This window comes from Enterobacter cloacae complex sp. P38RS, assembly GCF_014930775.1.
Taxonomy (GTDB): Bacteria; Pseudomonadota; Gammaproteobacteria; order Enterobacterales; family Enterobacteriaceae; genus Enterobacter; species Enterobacter bugandensis.
This window is the reverse complement of record NZ_JADBRS010000004.1, coordinates 68,953-89,980: the sequence shown is the minus strand read 5'-3', so window position 1 is coordinate 89,980 and position 21,028 is coordinate 68,953. Positions and strand designations below refer to the sequence as shown.

Sequence of the window (21,028 nt, the reverse complement as noted above, 5' to 3'; positions counted from 1 at the left end):
TTTTCAATTAACCGTTGTTATTCCGGCTGCCAGAGCGACGATTGCTGTTCACCTGGCTGTGGCGTTTCACCGCACGACGGATCTGATTCGCCTTCATACGACGACGATCTTTCTCCACCGCCACTTTAGAGGTGGTTTCCGGCGTCAGGCCAACCAGCTCGCGCAGGTAGTTAGTCTGGGTAAGATCCAGCTCGGTATAACCACCGCGCGGCAGACCTTTCGGCAGCAGAATGTCGCCGTAGCGAACGCGGATCAGGCGGCTAACCTGCACGCCTACCGCTTCCCACAGACGACGCACCTCGCGGTTACGGCCTTCGGTCAGGGTCACGTTGTACCACTGGTTAATCCCTTCACCACCGGTAAATTTGATGGTTTTGAACGCCGCAGGGCCGTCTTCCAGCTGCACGCCACGCGACAGATCGCGCAGTTTATTTTCGTCGACCTGGCCGAAGACGCGAACGGCGTATTCACGCTCAACTTCACGGCTTGGGTGCATCAGACGGTTTGCCAGTTCACCATCGGTGGTGAACAGCAGCAGACCGCAGGTGTTCACGTCCAGACGCCCCACCGCAATCCAGCGGGCGCCGCGCAGTTTTGGCAGACGGTCAAACACCGTTGGACGACCTTCCGGGTCGTTGCGCGTACACAGCTCGCCTTCCGGCTTGTAATACGCCAGCACGCGGCAGATCTGTTCCGCGGACTCTTTCACGGAGATAAGATGACCGTCAATGCGGATCTTGAGCCCCGGTACGATTTCTACGCGGTCACCCAGCGTGGCGATTTTACCGTCCACACTCACGCGGCCCGCTTCAATAATGGCTTCGATTTCACGGCGTGAACCGTGGCCGGCGCGCGCCAGCACTTTCTGTAACTTCTCGCTCATTGAGCTTCCTCAGGTGTCGCCTTCACAGGCGTCGAATCAGGTCAAAAGCAGAGCCGAGCCCTGCTTTGATGGCCGCGTAGTATATCTGCTTACACCTTTACAAGAAAGGCTTAACATCACCCACGCCTTCACGAATCACTTCAGGCGCGTCTTCGGTCAGATCCACAACGGTAGTCGGCTGCTGGCCGAGATAACCGCCGTGAATAATCAGCTCCACCACCTTCTCCAGACGATCTTTTATCTCCTCCGGATCGGACTCGGTAAACTCGCTGCCCGGCAGCATCAGTGAGGTAGAGAGCATCGGCTCGCCGAGGGTTTCCAGCAGCGCCTGGGCAATCGGGTTCGACGGCACGCGCATGCCGATAGTCTTACGCTTTTCCTGCAGCAGGCGGCGCGGGACCTCCTTCGTCCCTTTCAAAATGAAGGTGTAGTTACCCGGCGTGTTGTTCTTGATCAGGCGAAACGCCACGTTGTCGACATACGCATAGGTCGACAGCTCAGAGAGATCGCGGCACATCAGGGTAAAGTTATGGCCGTCCGGCAGCTGACGAATACGGCAAATGCGTTCCATCGCTCCTTTATCTTCAATTTTACAGCCCAGCGCGTAGCCGGAATCGGTCGGGTAGACTATCACGCCGCCTTTGCGGACGATCTCCACGGCCTGGTTAATCAGACGTGGCTGCGGATTGTCCGGATGGATATAGAAAAACTGACTCATACTTCCCTCTCTTCAATTTGCTGCGGCTGCTCCCAGAGCTGCCAGACCGGCTCAACGCCAGCGGGTAGCCAGAGCTTGCGTCCCAGCTCGATCCACGCGCAGGGCTGGTGGAAATCAGAGCCCTGTGACCCTAGCAGGCCAAACTGGCGGGCGTAAGTCGCGAGCTGCGCGCGCTCGTTGGGCGCCTGCTGACACTGGGCGACTTCCATCGCCTCGCCACCGCATTCGGCAAAGTGCGCCAGCAGCCGTTTCAGCCATTTAGCAGAAAGATTATACCGTCCCGGATGGGCCAGCACGGCCTTACCGCCAGAATGATGAATGACATCAATAGCTTGTTTTATTGTACACCACTGTGGCGGAACGTATCCGGTTTTCCCGCGCGCCAGATACTTTTTAAAGACATCCGCCATGGTCGTCGCTTTGCCCGCTTCAACCAGAAAGCGGGCGAAATGACCGCGGGTGACCGCCCCGCCGTTCGCCAGCTTTTGCGCACCTTCCAGCGCGCCCGGAATATGCGCCTTCTCCAGACGCTCGCCGATCATCTCCGCGCGCTGGTTGCGGCGCGTTTTTTGTTCTTGCAAAAAGGCAAGAAGTGCCGGATGTTCTATATCAATGTTCAGGCCAACGATATGAATCTCATGGTTTTCCCAGACGGTCGATATCTCGACGCCGGGCACCAGATTCAGCGCCAGCCCGCTGCGGGCAATCTCGGCGCGCGCTGCCGGAATGGCGTCGGTGGTATCGTGATCGGTTATCGCCAGCGTGCCGACACGCATTTCAACCGCGCGATGAACCAGGGCTTCGGGTGTCAGCAGGCCATCAGAGGCCTGAGTATGGCTGTGTAAATCATAAATAATCGCGTAGGTGGTATCGCTCAAAGCACTTCCCATAACAGGTTGGAGACATCCGAAAACGCCATGATACCGACTTAACGTGAAATTCTGAAATCAAGGGTTGACAATACGCCATCGAACTAGTTAACTAGTACGCAAGTTCACACGAGAAAGGTATCTGAAAATGACAGCACATTTCACTCTGCACGGTTGGTGGCGCACTTCCTGATCTTCGGGCAGTGTCACGCATCTGCGAAATGCAAACAGATACCCGCCCGCTACCCAGCGGGCTTTTTTTTGAACAGAATAAATGAGAATCACAACATGCAAACAGCCAAACCTCATCTCGAACTGTTGACCTGCGAGGCGGTCTATCGCCACAACCCGACCGCGCTGTTTCATCAGGTGTGCGGCGCGCGTCCGGCGACGCTGCTGCTGGAGTCTGCGGATATCGACAGCAAGGACGATCTGAAAAGCCTGCTGCTGGTCGACAGCGCGCTGCGCATTACCGCGTTAGGTGACACCGTCACCATTAAGGCGCTCTCTGATAATGGCGCATCGCTGCTGCCGCTGCTGGATGCGGCTCTGCCCGCGGGCATCGACAATGAACGTCACCCGGACCTGCGAATTCTGCATTTCCCGCCGGTAAGCCAGCTGCTGGACGAAGACGCGCGCCTCTGCTCGCTGTCCGTGTTCGATGCCTTCCGCCTGCTGCAAAATCTTGTCACCGTGCCGGAAGATGAGCGCGAAGCAATGTTCTTCGGCGGGCTGTTTGCTTACGACCTGGTCGCCGGTTTTGAAGATTTGCCGGAAACCGAGCAGGGCAACCGCTGTCCGGACTACTGTTTCTACCTGGCCGAAACCCTGCTGGTGATCGACCATCAGAAAAAATATACCCGCATCCAGGCAAGCCTGTTCACGCCGTCTGCGTCTGAGAAAAACCGCCTTGAGCATCGCATCGCTCAGCTCCAGCAGCAGATGACGGAAGCGCCGCCTGCACTGCCGGTACAGCACATGGAAAAAATGACATGCGACGTTAACCAGACCGACGATCAATACGGGGCCGTGGTTCGCCAGATGCAAAAGGCTATTCGCGCCGGGGAGATTTTCCAGGTTGTGCCGTCCCGCCGTTTCTCGCTGCCCTGCCCGTCACCGCTGGCGGCTTACGACGTGCTGAAGAAGAGCAACCCGAGCCCATATATGTTCTTTATGCAGGACAATGATTTCACGCTGTTCGGCGCCTCGCCGGAAAGCTCGCTGAAGTACGACGCCACCAGCCGCCAGATTGAGATCTACCCGATTGCAGGCACCCGTCCGCGTGGCCGTCGTGCCGATGGCTCGCTGGACCGCGATCTGGACAGCCGCATCGAACTGGAAATGCGAACCGACCACAAGGAGCTCTCCGAACACCTGATGCTGGTTGACCTGGCGCGTAACGACCTGGCGCGCATTTGCACCCCGGGCAGCCGCTACGTGGCAGACCTGACCAAAGTTGACCGTTACTCCTTCGTGATGCACCTGGTCTCCCGCGTGGTGGGTGAACTGCGCAGCGACCTCGACGTGCTGCACGCCTACCGTGCCTGCATGAATATGGGCACCCTGAGCGGCGCGCCGAAGGTGCGTGCCATGCAGCTTATCGCCGAAGCGGAAGGACGTCGGCGCGGAAGCTACGGCGGCGCGGTAGGTTACTTCACCGCACACGGCGACCTTGATACCTGCATCGTGATCCGCTCCGCCTACGTCGAAGACGGTATTGCCACCGTTCAGGCCGGCGCCGGGATTGTTCTTGACTCTGTTCCGCAGTCTGAAGCTGACGAAACCCGCAATAAAGCACGCGCGGTATTGCGCGCCATCGCTACCGCACACCACGCACAGGAGATTTTCTGATGGCTGACATTCTGCTGCTCGATAACATCGACTCCTTTACCTACAACCTGGCAGATCAGCTGCGTGCGAATGGTCACAACGTCGTTATCTACCGCAACCACGTTCCTGCTCAGACCCTGATTGACCGTCTGGCGACCATGCAAAACCCGGTGCTGATGCTCTCCCCGGGGCCGGGCGCGCCGAGCGAAGCGGGCTGTATGCCCGAACTGCTGACCCGCATGCGCGGCAAGCTGCCGATTATCGGTATCTGCCTTGGTCACCAGGCAATCGTGGAAGCTTACGGCGGTTACGTCGGCCAGGCGGGCGAGATCCTGCACGGTAAAGCCTCCAGCATTGAACATGACGGCCAAGCAATGTTTGCCGGGCTGCCGAATCCGCTCCCGGTCGCGCGCTATCATTCGCTGGTCGGCAGCAACATTCCGGCCGGGCTGACCATCAACGCCTCGTTTGAAGGGATGGTGATGGCGGTACGCCACGATGCGGATCGCGTCTGCGGGATGCAGTTCCACCCGGAATCTATTTTGACCTCCAATGGCGCCCGCCTGCTGGAGCAGACCCTTGACTGGGCGTTACAGAAGCTGGAGCAGACCAACACCCTGCAGCCGATTCTGGAAAAACTGTATCAGGCACAGACCCTGAGCCAACAGGAGAGCCACCAGCTTTTTTCCGCCGTGGTGCGCGGCGAGCTGAAGCCTGAGCAGCTGGCGGCGGCGCTGGTGAGCATGAAAGTGCGCGGCGAAAGCCCGCAGGAGATCGCCGGTGCGGCAACCGCGCTGCTGGAAAATGCCGCCCCGTTCCCGCGTCCGGACTATCAGTTTGCGGATATCGTCGGGACCGGTGGCGACGGCAGCAACAGCATCAATATTTCGACCGCCAGCGCCTTTGTGGCGGCGGCCTGCGGCCTGAAGGTGGCCAAGCACGGTAACCGCAGCGTCTCCAGCCGTTCAGGCTCGTCCGATCTGCTGGCCGCGTTTGGCATCAATCTGGAGATGAATGCCGAGCGTTCGCGTGAAGCGCTGGACGATTTGGGCGTTTGCTTCCTGTTTGCGCCGAAATATCACACCGGTTTCCGCCACGCGATGCCGGTTCGCCAGCAGCTTAAAACCCGCACGCTGTTTAACGTGCTCGGCCCGCTGATCAACCCGGCCCATCCGCCGCTGGCATTAATTGGCGTTTACAGCCCTGAGCTGGTCCTGCCGATTGCCGAGACGCTGCGCGTGCTGGGTTACAAACGCGCCGCCGTGGTGCACAGCGGCGGAATGGATGAAGTTTCGCTGCATGCGCCGACGCTGGTGGCCGAGCTTAACGATGGTGAAGTACTCAGCTATCAGCTTGAGGCATCTGATTTCGGCTTAACGCCGTACCATCAGGAAGCGCTGGCAGGCGGTACGCCGGAAGAAAACCGTGACATTCTGACGCGCTTACTACAAGGTAAAGGTGAGGCCGCTCATGAGGCCGCCGTGGCTGCCAACGTCGCCATGCTGATGCGTTTGCACGGTGAGGAAGACCTGAAGGCCAATGCTCAAAAAGTTCTGGATGTACTGCGCTCCGGTGCAGCTTACGATCGCGTTACCGCACTTGCGGCAAGAGGGTAAAGAATGCAGACCGTTTTAGCGAAAATCGTTGCCGATAAGGCCATCTGGGTGGAAGCACGCAAAGCAGAGCAGCCGCTTGCCAGTTTCCAGAATGACGTCGTCCCGAGCAGCCGTCGTTTCTATGACGCCCTGCAGGGTGCACGTACCGCCTTTATTCTGGAGTGCAAAAAGGCCTCTCCCTCAAAAGGCGTTATTCGTGACGATTTCGACCCGGCGCGTATCGCCGGTATTTATAAGCATCATGCGTCGGCAATCTCCGTGCTGACGGATGAGAAATATTTCCAGGGCAGCTTCGATTTTCTGCCGATCGTCAGCGGCATCGCACCGCAGCCGATCCTGTGCAAAGACTTTATTATCGACCCGTATCAGATCTGGCTGGCGCGTTTCTACCAGGCCGATGCCTGCCTTCTGATGCTCTCGGTACTGGACGACGAACAGTATCGCCAGCTTGCTGCCGTGGCGCACAGCCTGAAAATGGGCGTGCTGACCGAAGTGAGTAACGAAGAAGAGCTTGAGCGCGCCATCGCGCTGGAAGCCAAAGTGGTCGGCATCAACAACCGCGATCTTCGCGACTTGTCGATTGACCTGAACCGCACCCGCCAGTTGGCGCCACGTCTGGGTGCGGGCGTCACGGTGATCAGCGAGTCCGGCATTAACAGCTACGCCCAGGTGCGCGAGCTGAGCCACTTCGCCAACGGTTTCCTGATTGGCTCCGCCATGATGGAACATGACGACCTCAATGCGGCGGTGCGTCGCGTGCTGCTGGGTGAAAACAAAGTCTGCGGCCTAACCCGCGAACAGGATGCGCTGGCCGCGTATGAGGCTGGAGCAATCTATGGCGGTTTAATCTTCGTCGACACCTCTCCTCGTGCAGTCAATGAGGAACAGGCCCGCAAGGTAATCGCGGCGGCCCCGCTGAGCTATGTTGGCGTGTTCCGCAATGCGGATGTCGCGGATGTTGTGGCAAAAGCCGACGCGTTATCCCTGAGTGCCGTTCAGCTCCATGGCGATGAAGATCAGGCGTATATCAATGCCCTGCGCGACGCGCTCGCACCGCAGGTTCAAATCTGGAAAGCACAAAGCGTGGGCACCACCCTGCCCGCACGTAATCTTCACCACGTTGACAAATACGTGCTCGACAACGGCCAGGGCGGCACCGGACAACGTTTTGACTGGTCGCTGCTGAACGGCGATAAGCTGGACAGCGTCCTGCTGGCGGGCGGACTAAGCCCGGATAACTGTGTGGAAGCCGCGAAAACCGGCTGCGCAGGCCTCGATTTCAATTCAGGCGTAGAGTCGCAACCGGGTATCAAAGATGCCAGCAAGCTGGCCTCGGTGTTTAAAACTCTGCGTGCATATTAAGGAAGAGAAGATGACGACATTACTTAACCCGTATTTTGGTGAATTCGGCGGGATGTACGTTCCGCAAATCCTGATGCCCGCGCTGCGCCAGCTGGAAGAAGCGTTCGTGAGCGCGCAGAAAGATCCGGCGTTTCAGGCGGAGTTTACCGACCTGCTGAAAAACTACGCCGGGCGTCCAACCGCGCTGACCAAATGCCGCAACCTGACCGAAGGCACCAAAACCACGCTGTATCTTAAGCGTGAAGACCTGCTGCACGGCGGCGCGCATAAAACTAACCAGGTGCTGGGCCAGGCGCTGCTCGCGAAGCGTATGGGTAAAACCGAAATCATCGCCGAAACCGGCGCGGGCCAGCACGGCGTGGCTTCTGCGCTCGCCAGCGCCCTGCTCGGCCTGAAGTGCCGCATCTATATGGGTGCTAAAGACGTTGAGCGTCAGTCGCCGAACGTGTTCCGTATGCGCCTGATGGGTGCGGAAGTGATCCCGGTGCACAGCGGTTCTGCGACGCTGAAAGATGCCTGTAACGAAGCGCTGCGCGACTGGTCCGGCAGCTACGAAACCGCGCACTATATGCTCGGCACCGCGGCAGGTCCTCACCCGTTCCCGACCATCGTGCGCGAATTCCAGCGCATGATCGGTGAAGAGACCAAAGCGCAGATCCTTGAAAAAGAGGGTCGCCTGCCGGATGCAGTCATTGCCTGCGTCGGTGGCGGGTCTAACGCCATCGGCATGTTTGCCGATTTTATCGACGAAACCCGCGTAGGGCTGATTGGCGTCGAGCCTGCCGGTCATGGGATTGAAACCGGCGAGCACGGCGCGCCGCTGAAGCATGGCCGTGTGGGGATCTACTTCGGCATGAAAGCCCCGATGATGCAGACCGACGAAGGGCAGATTGAAGAGTCTTACTCAATTTCTGCCGGACTGGACTTCCCGTCCGTTGGGCCACAGCATGCGTTCCTGAACAGCACGGGGCGCGCGGACTATGTCTCCATTACCGATGACGAAGCGCTGGAAGCCTTCAAAACGCTGTGCCGCAGCGAAGGGATCATCCCGGCGCTGGAGTCTTCTCACGCGCTGGCGCACGCGCTGAAAATGATGAAAGAAAACCCGGAAAAAGAGCAACTGCTGGTGGTGAACCTTTCCGGTCGCGGTGACAAAGATATCTTCACCGTTCACGATATTTTGAAAGCACGAGGGGAAATCTGATGGAACGCTACGATAACGTATTTGCAGAACTGAAATCCTGCCAGGAAGGCGCGTTCGTCCCCTTCGTTACCCTGGGCGACCCTGGCCCTGAGCAGTCTCTGAAGATTATCGACGCCCTGATTGAAGCCGGCGCCGACGCGCTGGAGCTGGGTATTCCTTTCTCCGATCCGCTGGCGGATGGCCCGACCATCCAGAACGCCACCCTGCGCGCCTTTGCGGCAGGCGTGACCCCAACCCAGTGCTTTGAAATGCTGGCGGCGATCCGCCAGAAGCACCCGACCATTCCGATTGGTCTGCTGATGTACGCCAACCTGGTGTTCAACCGTGGTGTTGACGAGTTCTATGCAGAATGCGCGCGCGTGGGTGTCGACTCGGTCCTGGTAGCAGACGTGCCCGTGGAAGAGTCCGCGCCGTTCCGCCAGGCTGCGATGCGTCACAATGTCGCCCCTATTTTCATCTGCCCGCCTAACGCCGACGATGAACTGCTGCGCCAGATAGCCTCTTACGGACGCGGGTATACCTATCTGCTTTCGCGCGCGGGCGTGACCGGCGCCGAAAATAAAGCTGCACTGCCGCTGCATCATCTGGTGGAAAAGCTGGCCGAGTACCATGCCGCGCCGCCGCTGCAGGGCTTCGGGATCTCCTCTCCGGATCAGGTCACCGCGGCGATTGACGCGAAGGCGGCGGGCGCCATCTCCGGCTCCGCGATTGTGAAGATCATCGAGAAGAACGTGGACAAGCCCGAGCAGATGCTGAGCGAATTGAAAGCGTTCGTGACCGCAATGAAAGCAGCGACGCGTAAAGCATAATCCCTCCACCGTCTGGCAACCCTGCCAGACGGTTACTCCTCCTTCTCCATCCTCTACAAAGGATTACGTCAAAATTGATCCCGTCGATATTTTCGGTGTGAATAGCTTTTCAAACTTTCGCGTAAGCGTATGATCTGGAATCTTTTTAGCACTAATCCTTCTGAGTTCAGAGGCTTATTCATGTCATGGCAATCCTTCAAACAGACTTACCTGGTTAAGTTCTGGTCACCTGTTCCGGCCGTCATCGCGGCAGGCATTCTCTCTACTTATTATTTCGGCATTACCGGCACCTTCTGGGCCGTCACCGGTGAATTCACCCGCTGGGGTGGGCAACTGCTGCAGCTCGCAGGCGTACACACCGAAGAGTGGGGATACTTCAAACTTATTCACCTGGACGGCACCCCGCTTACCCGCATCGACGGAATGATGATTATCGGCATGTTCGGCGGCTGTTTCGCTGCGGCGCTGTGGGCAAACAACGTTAAGCTGCGCATGCCCAAAAGCCGCGTTCGCATCATGCAGGCGGTAGTCGGGGGTATGATTGCCGGGTTTGGCGCCCGCCTGGCGATGGGCTGTAATCTGGCCGCGTTCTTTACGGGGATTCCGCAGTTCTCCCTTCATGCCTGGTTTTTTGCCGTGGCCACGGCGATTGGCTCTTACTTCGGAGCAAAATTCACCCTTCTGCCGCTGTTCCGCATTCCGGTGAAAATGACAAAAGTCAGCGCGGCGTCCCCGCTAACCCAAAAACCGGAGCAGGCAAAGCGCCGTTTCCGCCTGGGTATGCTGGTCTTTTTTGCTATGATCGCATGGGCCATTTGCACAGCGATGAATCAGCCGAAGCTTGGCCTGGCGATGTTGTTCGGCGTCGGCTTTGGCCTGCTGATCGAACGCGCGCAGATCTGCTTTACCTCTGCGTTTCGCGATATGTGGATCACCGGAAGGACGATGATGGCGAAGGCAATCATTGCCGGCATGGCGGTGAGCGCTATCGGCATTTTCAGCTATGTTCAGCTCGGTGTTGAACCGAAGATCATGTGGGCTGGCCCGAACGCGGTGATTGGCGGTCTGCTGTTTGGCTTCGGGATTGTGCTGGCGGGCGGGTGTGAAACCGGCTGGATGTACCGCGCGGTTGAGGGACAGGTGCACTACTGGTGGGTCGGGCTTGGGAATGTCCTTGGATCCACACTCCTCGCATACTTCTGGGACGACGTGTCCCCGGTGCTTGCCACAAACTGGGACAAGGTTAACCTGCTGAGCGCTTTCGGCCCTCTCGGCGGCCTGCTGGTGACTTATGCCCTGCTGCTGGTCGCTTTTTTACTGGTTGTCGCGCAGGAGAAACGCTTCTTCCGCCGTGCCGTCGTCAAAACTGAAACGCAGGAGAACGCTGCATGAAAGAGATCGTCCCCAACTATCGTCTGGATATGGTCGGTGAACCCTGCCCGTATCCGGCGGTTGCCACGCTTGAGGCACTGCCGCAGCTTGAAAAAGGTGAAATTCTGGAGGTGGTGAGCGATTGTCCGCAATCCATCAACAACATTCCGCTGGATGCAAAAAACCACGGTTATACGGTGCTGGATATCCAGCAGGATGGCCCAACCATTCGCTATCTGATTCAAAAATGATCGCTAAGGGCCTCGCAAGGGGCCTTTATCCTATTGAATTATAAGCCATGTTGATCCACGGCAAAAACGCGATTTTTGACTTAAGTAAAATCTCATTTCCCTGTTGAAGGAGGTTTTCGCGGTTTGATGTATTTACGAGCTTTACTGGTTTTCGCCTTATTCATTCCCTTCCACGCACTGTCCCTGAATTTTTCTTCGACCTTCCTGCGTCTTAATTGCCCGGAAAGAGGACTTGTCGAGGTTATTCTGCACGTCTATGACCATACTCAGGAACGATGGCGCGGTCATTTTGAAACTGGCGCGGGTCATAAACGTGTGGGTGATACCGAAATTATCCCGTTTGCCAACGGTGATATTCTCTTCCATTCCCTGTCCAGCGACGCTTTCAGCTATTTATATGATGGGGAAAAGATCCTGAGGCACTGCGTAAAGCTTGATGAGCGGCAGGTTTATCCGTCGTTTTGAAGCGAGCAAAGCAAACTGGCCACCCTGTGGCCAGTTTGACGGGGATCAGAAACGATAACCCGCAGAGAACATGAACACCCACGGATCCAGACGCGTATTGATGCTTTGCTGCTCGCCGCCCGCCTTGAAGCGTACGTCCGTATCAATATCCATATACCAGACCGAGGCGTTGATCAGCCAGTCGCGGTTAATCAGATAGTCCAGACCAACCTGCCCAGCCATACCCCACGAGTCTTTCAGGCTGAGATCGGAGAGTCCTGCTTCTTTGCCGGTATCGTTGAATTTCTCATCGAAGAAGGTGGTGTAGTTCACACCCGCGCCAATATATGGACGCACCTTGCTGCTGGCATCGCCAAAGTACCATTGCGCCATCAGCGTTGGCGGTAAATGGTGAACCGTGGCGATATCACCGGTCGCACCAAGACCGACACGGTGACGGAACGGCGTTGCCGCCAGAAGCTCAACCCCAACGTTATCCGTCGCCATCCAGGTGAATGTTAAACCTAACTGGGTGTTGTTACTGACGTTAAAACCGCCCATCCCCAGTACGTTATCCGATCCTTCAGTTGGGCGAACCGTAGCCGAACCGGCACGAACAAAGAATTCGCCTGCTTCATGCGCATACGCGCCGCCAGAGAGACTGCTTAATACAAGGGCTGCCACCGCTAATTTTTTCATATCCGCTCCATCGTTGTGGTTTTAATCGCGGATGAGAATATACTCACAAAAGAGTAATAAGTGATCTGCCACAGATCACATTAAAACCAGTAAGTTAACATTCATTGATCTGGGTTAATTTTTTGTGGCGCTTTGAAAAGCAATAAGTTGTTTCTATGTCAATTTTTGGCATTTCACAGTTACAAAATTTTCTCTTTTCCCCCTCTTGCTCTTCCTCTGTCGGCTGGATAATTTATCGCTCTCACAAGTTGATTTGATGCGTTCTTTTTTGCAGGTGTGCCATGAGTGAAGTTAACCCGTGCATGACGTGCGGAGCCTGTTGTGCGTATTTTCGAGTCTCTTTCTACTGGGCTGAAGCCAGCGATGGCGGCGGTACCGTTCCGGTTCATCTTACTGAGCCGTTAACCCCCTTTCTGCGCTGCATGAGCGGCACCAATCAAAAGCAGGCCCGCTGCGCGGCCTTACAAGGTGAGCCCGGGGTTTCGACCCGGTGCGCAATCTATGAGGATCGCCCCAGCCCGTGCCGGGAATTTGCCATGTCGGGGAAAGATGGGCAGGTCAACGAAGCCTGTAATCGCGCCCGCGCGCGCTTTGGATTACCGCCGCTTTACAAAGATATGCTTTTCCATACAAGCCTTGATGCTGCCACAGCAGGTTCATCCGGTGTACAATTGCCGGCTAATTAACACCTGCAATACTCAAGGAGAGTGCATGTCTATCACGGCGAAGTCTGTCTACCGTGACACGGGAAATTTTTTCCGCAATCAGTTCATTACCTTTTTACTGATCGCGTTGCTTTGCGCCTTTATCACTGTGGTGCTGGGTCATGCGTTCTCACCGAGTGAAGAACAGATTGCCAGCCTGAGCCAGGGCGACCATCTTGCAGGAAGCGTGGGGCTATTTGAACTGGTGCAAAACATGACGCCAGAGCAGCAACAAATTCTGCTGCGGGCGTCTGCCGCATCCACGTTTTCTGGCCTGATTGGTAACGCCATTCTGGCGGGCGGCGTTTTGCTGATGATCCAACTGGTGTCGGCGGGCCACCGGGTCAGCGCCTTGCGGGCAATTGGCGCCAGCGCGCCGGTCTTACCTAAGCTGTTTATCCTGATCTTTTTAACCACCATGCTGGTGCAGATGGGAATTATGCTGGTTGTGGTGCCGGGCGTCTTACTGGCTATTGTGCTCGCTTTTGCCCCAGTAATGGTCGTGCAGGATAAAATGGGAATTTTTACCGCGATGCGCAGCAGCATCCGACTCGCATGGGCTAATATGCGTCTGGTGGCTCCCGCAGTCATTGCCTGGCTGCTGGCAAAAACGCTCCTGCTCCTGTTTGCACCGAGTTTTGCGGTATTAACCCCGAACGTTGGCGCGGTGGTCGCGAATACACTGAGCAACCTGATTTCAGCGGTGCTGCTTGTCTATCTGTTCCGCCTGTATATGTTAATTCGTCAGTAACCCTGATGCCGGGTGCATGACAGGGCCCGGCTCAACAAAGAAGATGGAATCACAGAATGAAGCAGTTTCTTGATTTTTTACCGCTGGTGGTCTTTTTCGCGTTTTACAAACTGTATGACATTTATGCTGCCACCACAGCGCTGATTATTGCGACAGCGGTTGTGCTGATCTACAGCTGGGTTCGCTACCGTAAAGTTGAGAAAATGGCGCTGGTAACGTTCGTCCTGGTCGCCGTATTCGGTGGGCTAACCCTCTTCTTCCACAATGATGAATTTATCAAGTGGAAAGTTACGGTGATCTACGCGCTGTTTGCGGGTGCGCTGCTCATCAGCCAGTGGGTGATGAAAAAGCCGCTGATCCAGCGCATGCTCGGCAAAGAGCTGACGCTGCCTCAGGAAGTCTGGTCGCGCCTGAATATCGCCTGGGCCGTGTTCTTTATCCTTTGCGGTCTTGCCAATATCTATATCGCTTTCTGGCTGCCACAGAATATCTGGGTCAACTTCAAGGTCTTCGGCCTGACGGCCCTGACGCTGATATTCACCCTGCTAAGCGGCATTTATATCTATCGCCACATGCCGCAGGACGACAAGCACTGATTGCTGACTGACCAGAACGTGTTCGACAGGCGTTCTGGTCTATTCTCTCCGCTGTGAAATCATAGTAGCATCCCGCCTGAAGTCTTCCGTTATGAGTTAAAACAATGACAACAAATAACGCCCCTCAGGGCGAACTGGTTTTACGCACACTGGCAATGCCCGCTGACACCAATGCCAATGGCGATATTTTTGGCGGCTGGCTGATGTCGCAGATGGATATGGGCGGCGCAATTCTGGCAAAAGAGATTGCTCACGGACGCGTGGTGACCGTGCGGGTGGATGGAATGACCTTCCTGCGCCCGGTTGCGGTAGGTGATGTGGTTTGCTGTTACGCCCGCTGCGTAAAGCGCGGCAATACATCCATCTCCATCAACATTGAAGTCTGGGTGAAGAAAGTCTCTTCTGAACCGATTGGACAGCGCTATAAAGCAACTGAAGCGCTGTTTATTTATGTCGCTGTCGATAGCGAGGGTAAACCTCGTCAGCTTCCGCCAGCCTGAATGGCAGGCAAAAAAAAGCCTCCTTTCGGAGGCTTTTTTTATTCCATCTGCGCCCCGCCGTTCAGGCGGAAAACAATGTTCACGATCAGTCCGCTTCCCGGTTTACCGGGTTCGTAGCGCCATCTGCGCATCGCCGACTTCACTTCGCGCTCAAACATATTAGAAGGTTGCGCAGACAGGATTTCCACGTTATCCACGCGGCCATCCGCAGTGACGTCAAATTTCACCCGTACGCGACCTTCAATACGCAAGGCCTGAGCCCGCGCCGGATACTGAGGCTGATTACGGCTCAACGCACGTGGGCCCGCTGGTGCGGCAACCGTCGGCTTCGCCGCCGGTGCGCTGTTATTCATGACCGGACGCGAAGGCGCTGCATTCTCGACCGGCTGGGTCGCGCGCGGTTCAACCGGGCGTTCTTCACGTTTAGGACGCTCCTCGACCTTCTTCACCGGCTTTGGCTTCGGCTTAGGTTTTGGCTTCGGTTCAGGTTTGTGGATCACCACCGGTGCCTCCTTCGGTGGCTCCGGTACAGGCTCGGGTTCCGGTTCAGGCTCAGCAACCGGCTGTGGCGGTGGTGGCGCAACCTGCGGCGGTTCGAGATCCGCTGGCGAGACCATGGTTACCGAGATCGGCTGGGCGGGTGCGGGCATTTCAATAACCTGATGAACCGAGGTGTAGAGCAAACCCGCCATGACGGCACCGTGAATCACGACGGACAACAGCGTCGGCCAGGGAAAGCGGCGAGGTAAATCAAGGGTCATCGAAGTCATAATCATCAACGTTAAAAAACCGGACCCTGATTTTAAATGCAAATAGCAATCATATTCAATAAGACACTTTGTTCTGGCGCAATTTAAGCGCAGGAGTGGTCAAAAAAAGGACATCCAGATCGGGGTATTAACGTTGTTTTTATCTTTACATTGCAGTCAATTGCCCTTTCACATAACGTAACTGACACTTTATAACGCTTAAGGAGCTTCACCGTGCTTTACGTGATTTACTCTGAAGATGTCGCTGATTCCCTCGAAAAACGCCTCTCTGTTCGCCCTGCCCATCTGGCTCGCCTGCAGCTGCTCCAGGACGAAGGCCGTTTGCTGACCGCAGGTCCAATGCCTGCTGTTGACAGCAATGACCCGGGAGCCGCCGGTTTTTCTGGCTCCACGGTTATTGCTGAGTTTGAGTCTATTGAAGCGGCGCAGGCCTGGGCTGACGCAGACCCATACGTTGCGGCGGGTGTGTATGCGAAAGTGACGGTGCGACCGTATAAGAAAGTGTTCTGAGGTAAAAAGGCTCCCTCAGGAGCTTTTGTGAACGCTTCAACACAATGAAATAAAAGGATTTATTTCCGGTCACGTCCACATGTTGACCACATCGATACTAAAAGCCCCGCATCTTCGGGGCTAATACTTAGATTTTGGCTAAGCGTAACTAGGGTCTTTCTGCAGTCATGCAAGAGGCTACAAAGTTGTGTTTTTATTAATAGTTATAAACATACAATCAATGCAACCGTAAGAGATTTTTCAACGAAGAATGTAAATTCGTTGTTCTAAATGTAGGTTGATCATAACTCAGACGCATGTAACCGTCTATTTCATCCAATCGCATATTTTTGTTTAAAGAAATATCTGTTTCATATAACAGTTTAAGAATACTAGTAAAATCATGACCATTACATATTGAAAAATGCTCTGGAGACATTATTTCAAGTTTACGCATTTCATTGTGCAATTCATACTCACATAACCCGGCATAAGCTCTATTCTTAGCCAAGATATGACGCACGAAGGCAATTTCATCTATAATTACCTCACTGCCATTTATGGTAATAAACTCTCTAAAATTCATTCCCTTAAAAATTAGATTACTGCGAGTAAGATAGCTGTACCACTTCAACAAGCCGACACGATAGCATACACAAAGAATATTTTCTTTAACCTTACGGCAAAATGATTCTGCTAAATCACCTTGAACAAGTTTACGCTTTGTGTGCGACATTATAAATTTATCGACTACGCCACCTTTAACTAGCATCATTTCTAAATCATGGGCATCTGTATAAAATACTCCTTCATAAGTTATTCCACTTAATCCATCAAAATCAGCATCGCACACGCCGTAAACAGCATCATTCCCAGCTTGTCGCAACTCATTCACTGCAGATATAACTTCTCTTTTACCATTTTCTGGAGATTCATATATCAATCGATTGTCTAACCGATAGGTATTGAAAAATCTTATATCAGTAATCCCTTCTACAACAATTAGTATGCTATGACGATGCATTTCATTATTAAACATTAACCTCACACTACTAAGCCAATTATCTTCGCTAAGAGCATCACGTAACGATATCATTATTCATTACCTTCTGAAGATTGTTGCTTTCCATCCTTATTTTTAATCATCTCATAAAGATCATAAGTCAAGTCCCAATTTTTACTGATAACCTGAGGAGAATGTGTAGCGATAATCACTTTCTCATATTGATTTATTTTTTGTATTTTCTTAAGTGAATCCAAGAAAGTTTGTTGCCAAGCAACATGCAGCGATATCTCAGGCTCGTCGATTAGGATTACTTTTTGAGAAACGAGATCAAAAATAAGATTAAATAGAAGCACCACTTGGTTCTGTTCACCTGATGAAAGCATATTTCGGTCAATCGAATCGCCGTTTAAACTTTCGAAATAAAAACCATTCTCTCTATCAATCATCACTTTTTTAAATGCTAGGATCTTTTCATGCAATATTGTTTCAAATAGATCAATTTTTTGATGTAACATCTGGAACGGTGATAATTTTCCGAGCGCATCTTCAATATAAAGATCTAAAACGCCTAAATATTCATTACTACTATAGAGGCTTGTGCTTTTTTCAGGCATGAGGTCATTCTCGCCCTGAATAAGACCATACCTCATATAATGGCGACGTTTATCTTGTATACCATTTAGACGCGCTTGAATATTCTCTGATGAAAATCGCTTTTGTTGTTCTAAACGATCAAACAATCTAATTGGAAATGTTGCATCCAATCTTTGAGATAATTCGGCGGAATCATCTTGAGCACTTTCCATTAAATCTTTTAATTTTCTTGCACATAAATCGATTACAGTTTCATCATCAGCCTTGACCTGTAATCGGTCAGCACAAATAAAGGAAACGTCTTCACTCGATGTAATCGCACTTAATAGTTTGGAAGTTAGGGGTTTATCAGGTTGGGGTTTTTGTTTCGGTTTAGCCTCCCCTCCATTCCAACGTATATAGAAAACCTCCTCCATGCTAGGCTCAGCTTTTTCTAACTTTAGCTTCTCAGTGAGAGTTTTTCCAGAGTGATTATCTAGATGATTCAATATCAAAGTGTCTTTCTTAGCATCTTGCGTAATCTGAACAGAACCACCTTGATAATCAATTTTAACAGAACCGAATTTTAGTTTACAAAATATGTTTAATTCGTTAGTAATGATACTATTTATAATCTTCAAAATCATCGTCTTACCATACCCATTAGGACCTGTAAGCATAGTAATCTCATGATGATCTAGCGGAATCTCATAATCCAGAAGTCCAAATAACTTATCAATTTTCAGATGAATTAATTTCAAGTCGAATTCCTTATACTGACGATAGATATTAACTAAAGATTAATGATTGAGTAACTTCATGTGATATGCAATATACCACATGAATTATTATCATTGGTAACACAAATCAGTATCTAACATGCTATGACTATCATCTTAAATCCACTGCATTTGATGCTGACCTGACGATGTCGGATGAGGCGGCGCCGGCACTATTTCACCCGGTGAAACGATAAACCGCTCGACCGTCTCAGTAGTGACAAACGTGCAACTGCAATTGATGTTTGTACACTGGTGATAACGCTCTTTGGTCGTGTCAGTAAAATAGCGACTTGTGCGGGCGTGAGCGGCAAAATGGCATTTTGGACAGTGAAACATGGCGAGCACCTCATTTAATTTCCGATGCGCTAACTTTACCAAACTTACCCTTACATAACAAATAGTTAAATATATATCATTGTTCTAATTCTTCGCTTTCATACTCCACATCCGCAACCTTAACCTCAAGCTCTAAGCCCGTCGTGTAGCCGCTCCCGTTAAGGTTATGCACCACCCGGCTGATTATCCATTCCTGCTCGTCTATGACGCGCTTAAACCCTTTCACCGCGATTGGCGTTTCAGGAAATAAATCTGCCCGGCCAATCGCCAGCGAGATTGAAAACTCCGCAACGCCTCGCTGCAGCTTGTCCCACTTCGCCTGAGCGGCGCGCATGGCCTGCGCCTTTGTCGCGTAGATGGTTGTAAGCTCCAGCACGTTGTCAGCCTCACCGGCCATGTACTCGCCCTCGCGCGCTTCCTGCTCTTTCTTGGCTATGGCCTTTGCCGGGGCTTTGGTCGCTTTCGGGTGCTGCAGTGCGCGGAGGTGCTTCTCTTTGGGCTTACGCTTGAGCTTCACCTTTTGCTTTTGCGGCTTGGGGTCTTTGGTGTGCAGCCACTTTGCCGTCACGCCGGTATAGGCTTCCCGGTCAGCAATGGTAAACTGATGACGATCGCCGTCCCCGCGCTCAAGCGTCATCTGCGGAATGGGCTTTCCGCTGGCCGTCTTACCGCTCCCCGCTTTCAGGAATAACCGTTTTCCCGCTTTTACCGAAACCGACGCCCCGTTCCGGTCAGCCAGGCGGGACAGAAACACCGCGTCGGATTCCTGCGACTGGTCAATGTGAGGCACGGCGACGGCTTTCAGCGTGTCGGCCACGCTGGCGGCCAGCTTATTGCGTACCGCAATCGTTTCAACAATTTTCCCGAGCGTGGTGTCATGCCATGACTGTTCCCGGCGAGAGTTCAGCGTCCCGCGAAAATCGGCGCTTCGCCCCCGGATGGTCAGCGTATCAGGCGCGCCCTGTGCTCGATTTCGTCGACCGTGAACTTCCCTTTTTTTATCAGCGCGGAATCCTGCCAGCCTAACCACAGCGTCAACGTTGCGCCGCGCGGTGGCATTGCTATCTGACCATCAGTGTCATCGAGCTCGATATCGAGCTGCTCGGCCTCGAATCCGCGATTGTCGGTCATGGTCAGGCTGATATGGCGGTCGCTAAAATCCTGCGTGATATCCTCGTTATCCAGCTTGAGCATAAACGCCGGGGCTATTTTCGCCCCGGCCTGAATATCCATTCCCGTAATAGTCATTTATGGCTATCCGCAAAACGATGACCACCAGTGGCCGCAGCGCCACCTATGAAGCCAGTCGCAGCGAGGAAGCCAGCCACGCGGATATCGCGTGGGCAACCATGCACGCGCTGTTAAACGAGCCGCTTTCCGCCGGTAGCGGTATGCAATCAAGCTCCATTCTGGATATTAACTAAGATGAAAAAACGCCAAAAGAAACAGCCAAAACAGACCAGCATGACCGCCAGCGCGCCGCAGAAAATGGAGGCGTTCACCTTTGGAGAGCCGTCACCCGTTCTGGATCGCCGCGACATCCTCGACTATGTCGAGTGCATCAATAACTGCAAATGGTACGAGCCGCCGGTTAACTTCTCGGGACTGGCAAAAAGCCTGCGCGCTGCCGTGCACCACAGCTCCCCGATTTACGTCAAGCGCAACATACTTACCAGCACCTTTATCCCTTACCCGTTGCTGTCGCGTCAGGACTTCAGCCGCCTTGTGCTTGATTATCTGGTCTTTGCAAACGGCTATCTCGAAAAGCGCATGAGCGTGACTGGCCAGCTCATGAAGCTGGTAACCTCACCGGCCAAATACACCCGCCGTGGCGTGGAGGATGGCGTTTACTGGTACGTGTCGAGCTTTACCCACCCGCACCAGTTCGCCCCCGGTTCGGTGTTTCATCTGCTTGAGCCCGATATCAATCAGGAGCTCTACGGGATGCCGGAATACCTGAGCGCGCTCAATTCCGCCTGGCTGAATAAATCCGCCACGCTGTTTCGCCGCAAGTATTACCAGAACGGCGCGCACGCGGGTTACATCATATACGTGAACGACGCGGCACAGAGCAGCACCGACGTCGAGGCGCTGCGCTCCGCGATGCACGACTCGAAAGGACTCGGGAATTTCAAAAATCTGTTTTTCTACGCCCCGAGCGGGAAACCGGATGGCATCAAGATTGTGCCGTTGAGTGAAGTCGCTACGGAGGAAGATTTTTTTAACATCAAGAAGGTGAGCGCCGCTGACCTGCTCGATGCGCACCGCGTGCCGTTCCAGCTCATGAGCTGCAAGCCTGAAAATATCGGCTCGATGGGCGATATCGAGAAGGTGGCGCGGGTATTTGTACGTAACGAGCTGACGCCGCTGCAGGAGCGGTTTAAAGAGATTAATGATTGGTTAGGAATGGTGGTGATCCGCTTTAAGGATTACAGCATCGATACCGACTAAACCCGCCCAAAATG

General features: G+C 53.7%; 23 protein-coding genes, 2 pseudogenes and 1 other annotated feature. Of the genes and pseudogenes, 15 read left to right on the top strand and 10 right to left on the bottom strand.

Annotated elements, in window-relative coordinates:
• Positions 1-7: 7 nt before the first annotated feature.
• The 3 genes from rluB to rnm all read right to left on the bottom strand — a co-directional run bounded on the left by rluB (position 8) and on the right by rnm (position 2,479).
• A complete protein-coding gene (gene rluB, locus IM303_RS07820) occupies positions 8-883 on the bottom strand; it encodes a 23S rRNA pseudouridine(2605) synthase RluB (RefSeq protein ID WP_028013408.1) in 876 nt (291 codons plus the stop codon).
• Positions 884-980: 97 nt separating this feature from the next.
• Positions 981-1,601 carry an L-threonylcarbamoyladenylate synthase gene (locus IM303_RS07815; RefSeq protein ID WP_003856793.1) on the bottom strand — a complete coding sequence of 207 codons (621 nt, stop codon included), beginning with the start codon at positions 1,599-1,601 and terminating at the stop codon, positions 981-983.
• Positions 1,598-2,479, bottom strand: coding sequence for an RNase AM (rnm, locus tag IM303_RS07810; protein WP_028013409.1), 882 nt, complete (start codon positions 2,477-2,479; stop codon positions 1,598-1,600). The genes IM303_RS07815 and rnm overlap by 4 nt, the downstream gene beginning before the upstream one ends.
• 139 nt (positions 2,480-2,618) lie before the next feature.
• On the opposite strand from rnm, the gene trpL reads away from it, so the two are divergent.
• From trpL to yedF, 8 genes are all read left to right on the top strand, one after another.
• Positions 2,619-2,663, top strand: coding sequence for a trp operon leader peptide (gene trpL / locus IM303_RS22375; RefSeq protein ID WP_106993556.1), 45 nt, complete (start codon positions 2,619-2,621; stop codon positions 2,661-2,663).
• Positions 2,640-2,733 (top strand) — a sequence feature (Trp leader region). (Overlaps the previous gene by 24 nt.)
• Before the next feature lie 25 nt (positions 2,734-2,758).
• Positions 2,759-4,321 carry an anthranilate synthase component 1 gene (locus tag IM303_RS07800; protein ID WP_193359784.1) on the top strand — a complete coding sequence of 521 codons (1,563 nt, stop codon included), beginning with the start codon at positions 2,759-2,761 and terminating at the stop codon, positions 4,319-4,321.
• Positions 4,321-5,916 (top strand): bifunctional anthranilate synthase glutamate amidotransferase component TrpG/anthranilate phosphoribosyltransferase TrpD, encoded by a 1,596-nt coding sequence (gene trpD, locus IM303_RS07795; protein WP_028013411.1) that lies wholly within the window; start codon positions 4,321-4,323, stop codon positions 5,914-5,916. Before IM303_RS07800 ends, trpD begins: the two co-directional genes overlap by 1 nt.
• 3 nt (positions 5,917-5,919) lie before the next feature.
• Positions 5,920-7,278: a bifunctional indole-3-glycerol-phosphate synthase TrpC/phosphoribosylanthranilate isomerase TrpF gene (gene trpCF / locus IM303_RS07790; RefSeq protein ID WP_193359783.1), complete on the top strand. Its 1,359-nt coding sequence runs from the start codon at positions 5,920-5,922 to the stop codon at positions 7,276-7,278.
• Between the two features lie 10 nt (positions 7,279-7,288).
• Positions 7,289-8,482 (top strand): tryptophan synthase subunit beta, encoded by a 1,194-nt coding sequence (gene trpB / locus IM303_RS07785; protein WP_028013413.1) that lies wholly within the window; start codon positions 7,289-7,291, stop codon positions 8,480-8,482.
• A complete protein-coding gene (trpA, locus tag IM303_RS07780) occupies positions 8,482-9,291 on the top strand; it encodes a tryptophan synthase subunit alpha (RefSeq protein WP_048998818.1) in 810 nt (269 codons plus the stop codon). Before trpB ends, trpA begins: the two co-directional genes overlap by 1 nt.
• A gap of 180 nt (positions 9,292-9,471) precedes the next feature.
• Entirely contained in the window at positions 9,472-10,683 is a 1,212-nt protein-coding gene (gene yedE / locus IM303_RS07775; RefSeq protein WP_048960531.1) for a selenium metabolism membrane protein YedE/FdhT, read from the top strand.
• A complete protein-coding gene (gene yedF, locus IM303_RS07770) occupies positions 10,680-10,913 on the top strand; it encodes a sulfurtransferase-like selenium metabolism protein YedF (RefSeq protein WP_048998819.1) in 234 nt (77 codons plus the stop codon). The genes yedE and yedF overlap by 4 nt, the downstream gene beginning before the upstream one ends.
• Positions 10,914-11,069: 156 nt before the next feature.
• Here the strand turns inward: yedF and IM303_RS07765 are convergent, their stop codons facing one another.
• A complete protein-coding gene (locus tag IM303_RS07765) occupies positions 11,070-11,279 on the bottom strand; it encodes a hypothetical protein (RefSeq protein ID WP_048998820.1) in 210 nt (69 codons plus the stop codon).
• A 144-nt stretch (positions 11,280-11,423) separates the two neighbouring features.
• Positions 11,424-12,056, bottom strand: coding sequence for an outer membrane protein OmpW (ompW, locus tag IM303_RS07760; protein ID WP_048998821.1), 633 nt, complete (start codon positions 12,054-12,056; stop codon positions 11,424-11,426).
• A gap of 281 nt (positions 12,057-12,337) precedes the next feature.
• Here ompW and IM303_RS07755 point away from each other — a divergent pair, with 281 nt between their 5' ends.
• From IM303_RS07755 to yciA, 4 genes are all read left to right on the top strand, one after another.
• Positions 12,338-12,742: a YkgJ family cysteine cluster protein gene (locus tag IM303_RS07755; RefSeq protein ID WP_048998823.1), complete on the top strand. Its 405-nt coding sequence runs from the start codon at positions 12,338-12,340 to the stop codon at positions 12,740-12,742.
• Between the two features lie 25 nt (positions 12,743-12,767).
• Positions 12,768-13,511 carry a YciC family protein gene (locus IM303_RS07750; RefSeq protein WP_193359782.1) on the top strand — a complete coding sequence of 248 codons (744 nt, stop codon included), beginning with the start codon at positions 12,768-12,770 and terminating at the stop codon, positions 13,509-13,511.
• A gap of 56 nt (positions 13,512-13,567) precedes the next feature.
• Entirely contained in the window at positions 13,568-14,107 is a 540-nt protein-coding gene (locus IM303_RS07745) for a septation protein A (protein ID WP_028013419.1), read from the top strand.
• Positions 14,108-14,211: 104 nt separating this feature from the next.
• Positions 14,212-14,607 carry an acyl-CoA thioester hydrolase YciA gene (yciA, locus tag IM303_RS07740; protein ID WP_028013420.1) on the top strand — a complete coding sequence of 132 codons (396 nt, stop codon included), beginning with the start codon at positions 14,212-14,214 and terminating at the stop codon, positions 14,605-14,607.
• Between the two features lie 38 nt (positions 14,608-14,645).
• On the opposite strand, the gene tonB is transcribed toward yciA, so the two are convergent.
• Complete coding sequence (gene tonB, locus IM303_RS07735; RefSeq protein WP_193359831.1) at positions 14,646-15,368, bottom strand: TonB system transport protein TonB; 723 nt, start codon at positions 15,366-15,368, stop codon at positions 14,646-14,648.
• A gap of 222 nt (positions 15,369-15,590) precedes the next feature.
• Between tonB and IM303_RS07730 the strand changes: the two genes are divergently transcribed.
• The gene (locus tag IM303_RS07730; protein WP_069732833.1) at positions 15,591-15,887 is read left to right on the top strand and encodes a YciI family protein; all 297 of its coding nucleotides are present in this window, start codon (positions 15,591-15,593) and stop codon (positions 15,885-15,887) included.
• Positions 15,888-16,104: 217 nt separating this feature from the next.
• Here the strand turns inward: IM303_RS07730 and IM303_RS07725 are convergent, their stop codons facing one another.
• From IM303_RS07725 to IM303_RS07710, 4 genes and pseudogenes are all read right to left on the bottom strand, one after another.
• Positions 16,105-16,962: a DUF4435 domain-containing protein gene (locus IM303_RS07725; protein ID WP_193359781.1), complete on the bottom strand. Its 858-nt coding sequence runs from the start codon at positions 16,960-16,962 to the stop codon at positions 16,105-16,107.
• A complete protein-coding gene (locus IM303_RS07720; RefSeq protein ID WP_193359780.1) occupies positions 16,962-18,206 on the bottom strand; it encodes an AAA family ATPase in 1,245 nt (414 codons plus the stop codon). The genes IM303_RS07725 and IM303_RS07720 overlap by 1 nt, the downstream gene beginning before the upstream one ends.
• Positions 18,207-18,341: 135 nt before the next feature.
• Positions 18,342-18,563 (bottom strand): DNA-binding transcriptional regulator, encoded by a 222-nt coding sequence (locus tag IM303_RS07715; RefSeq protein ID WP_193359830.1) that lies wholly within the window; start codon positions 18,561-18,563, stop codon positions 18,342-18,344.
• A gap of 76 nt (positions 18,564-18,639) precedes the next feature.
• A pseudogene (locus IM303_RS07710) lies at positions 18,640-19,796 on the bottom strand (phage late control D family protein).
• 11 nt (positions 19,797-19,807) lie between these two features.
• Between IM303_RS07710 and IM303_RS07705 the strand changes: the two are divergent.
• Together IM303_RS07705 and IM303_RS07700 are read left to right on the top strand one after the other, a co-directional pair.
• Positions 19,808-19,987: pseudogene (locus IM303_RS07705) on the top strand (oxidoreductase); the annotation flags it as partial.
• A gap of 1 nt (position 19,988) precedes the next feature.
• Positions 19,989-21,014, top strand: a complete 1,026-nt coding sequence (locus IM303_RS07700) for a phage portal protein (protein ID WP_193359779.1) — start codon at positions 19,989-19,991, stop codon at positions 21,012-21,014.
• Positions 21,015-21,028: the final 14 nt, after the last annotated feature.

Excerpts from the sequence above, each read along its gene's own strand:
- rluB (WP_028013408.1), bottom strand. The coding sequence starts at position 883 with ATGAGCGAGAAGTTACAGAAAGTGCTGGCGCGCGCCGGCCACGGTTCA.
- IM303_RS07815 (WP_003856793.1), bottom strand. The coding sequence starts at position 1,601 with ATGAGTCAGTTTTTCTATATCCATCCGGACAATCCGCAGCCACGTCTG.
- IM303_RS07800 (WP_193359784.1), top strand. The coding sequence starts at position 2,759 with ATGCAAACAGCCAAACCTCATCTCGAACTGTTGACCTGCGAGGCGGTC.
- trpD (WP_028013411.1), top strand. The coding sequence starts at position 4,321 with ATGGCTGACATTCTGCTGCTCGATAACATCGACTCCTTTACCTACAAC.
- trpCF (WP_193359783.1), top strand. The coding sequence starts at position 5,920 with ATGCAGACCGTTTTAGCGAAAATCGTTGCCGATAAGGCCATCTGGGTG.
- trpB (WP_028013413.1), top strand. The coding sequence starts at position 7,289 with ATGACGACATTACTTAACCCGTATTTTGGTGAATTCGGCGGGATGTAC.
- trpA (WP_048998818.1), top strand. The coding sequence starts at position 8,482 with ATGGAACGCTACGATAACGTATTTGCAGAACTGAAATCCTGCCAGGAA.
- yedE (WP_048960531.1), top strand. The coding sequence starts at position 9,472 with ATGTCATGGCAATCCTTCAAACAGACTTACCTGGTTAAGTTCTGGTCA.
- yedF (WP_048998819.1), top strand. The coding sequence starts at position 10,680 with ATGAAAGAGATCGTCCCCAACTATCGTCTGGATATGGTCGGTGAACCC.
- IM303_RS07765 (WP_048998820.1), bottom strand. The coding sequence starts at position 11,279 with ATGGAAGAGAATATCACCGTTGGCAAACGGGATAATTTCGGTATCACC.
- ompW (WP_048998821.1), bottom strand. The coding sequence starts at position 12,056 with ATGAAAAAATTAGCGGTGGCAGCCCTTGTATTAAGCAGTCTCTCTGGC.
- IM303_RS07755 (WP_048998823.1), top strand. The coding sequence starts at position 12,338 with ATGAGTGAAGTTAACCCGTGCATGACGTGCGGAGCCTGTTGTGCGTAT.
- IM303_RS07750 (WP_193359782.1), top strand. The coding sequence starts at position 12,768 with ATGTCTATCACGGCGAAGTCTGTCTACCGTGACACGGGAAATTTTTTC.
- IM303_RS07745 (WP_028013419.1), top strand. The coding sequence starts at position 13,568 with ATGAAGCAGTTTCTTGATTTTTTACCGCTGGTGGTCTTTTTCGCGTTT.
- yciA (WP_028013420.1), top strand. The coding sequence starts at position 14,212 with ATGACAACAAATAACGCCCCTCAGGGCGAACTGGTTTTACGCACACTG.
- tonB (WP_193359831.1), bottom strand. The coding sequence starts at position 15,368 with ATGACCCTTGATTTACCTCGCCGCTTTCCCTGGCCGACGCTGTTGTCC.
- IM303_RS07725 (WP_193359781.1), bottom strand. The coding sequence starts at position 16,962 with ATGATATCGTTACGTGATGCTCTTAGCGAAGATAATTGGCTTAGTAGT.
- IM303_RS07715 (WP_193359830.1), bottom strand. The coding sequence starts at position 18,563 with ATGTTTCACTGTCCAAAATGCCATTTTGCCGCTCACGCCCGCACAAGT.
- IM303_RS07700 (WP_193359779.1), top strand. The coding sequence starts at position 19,989 with ATGAAAAAACGCCAAAAGAAACAGCCAAAACAGACCAGCATGACCGCC.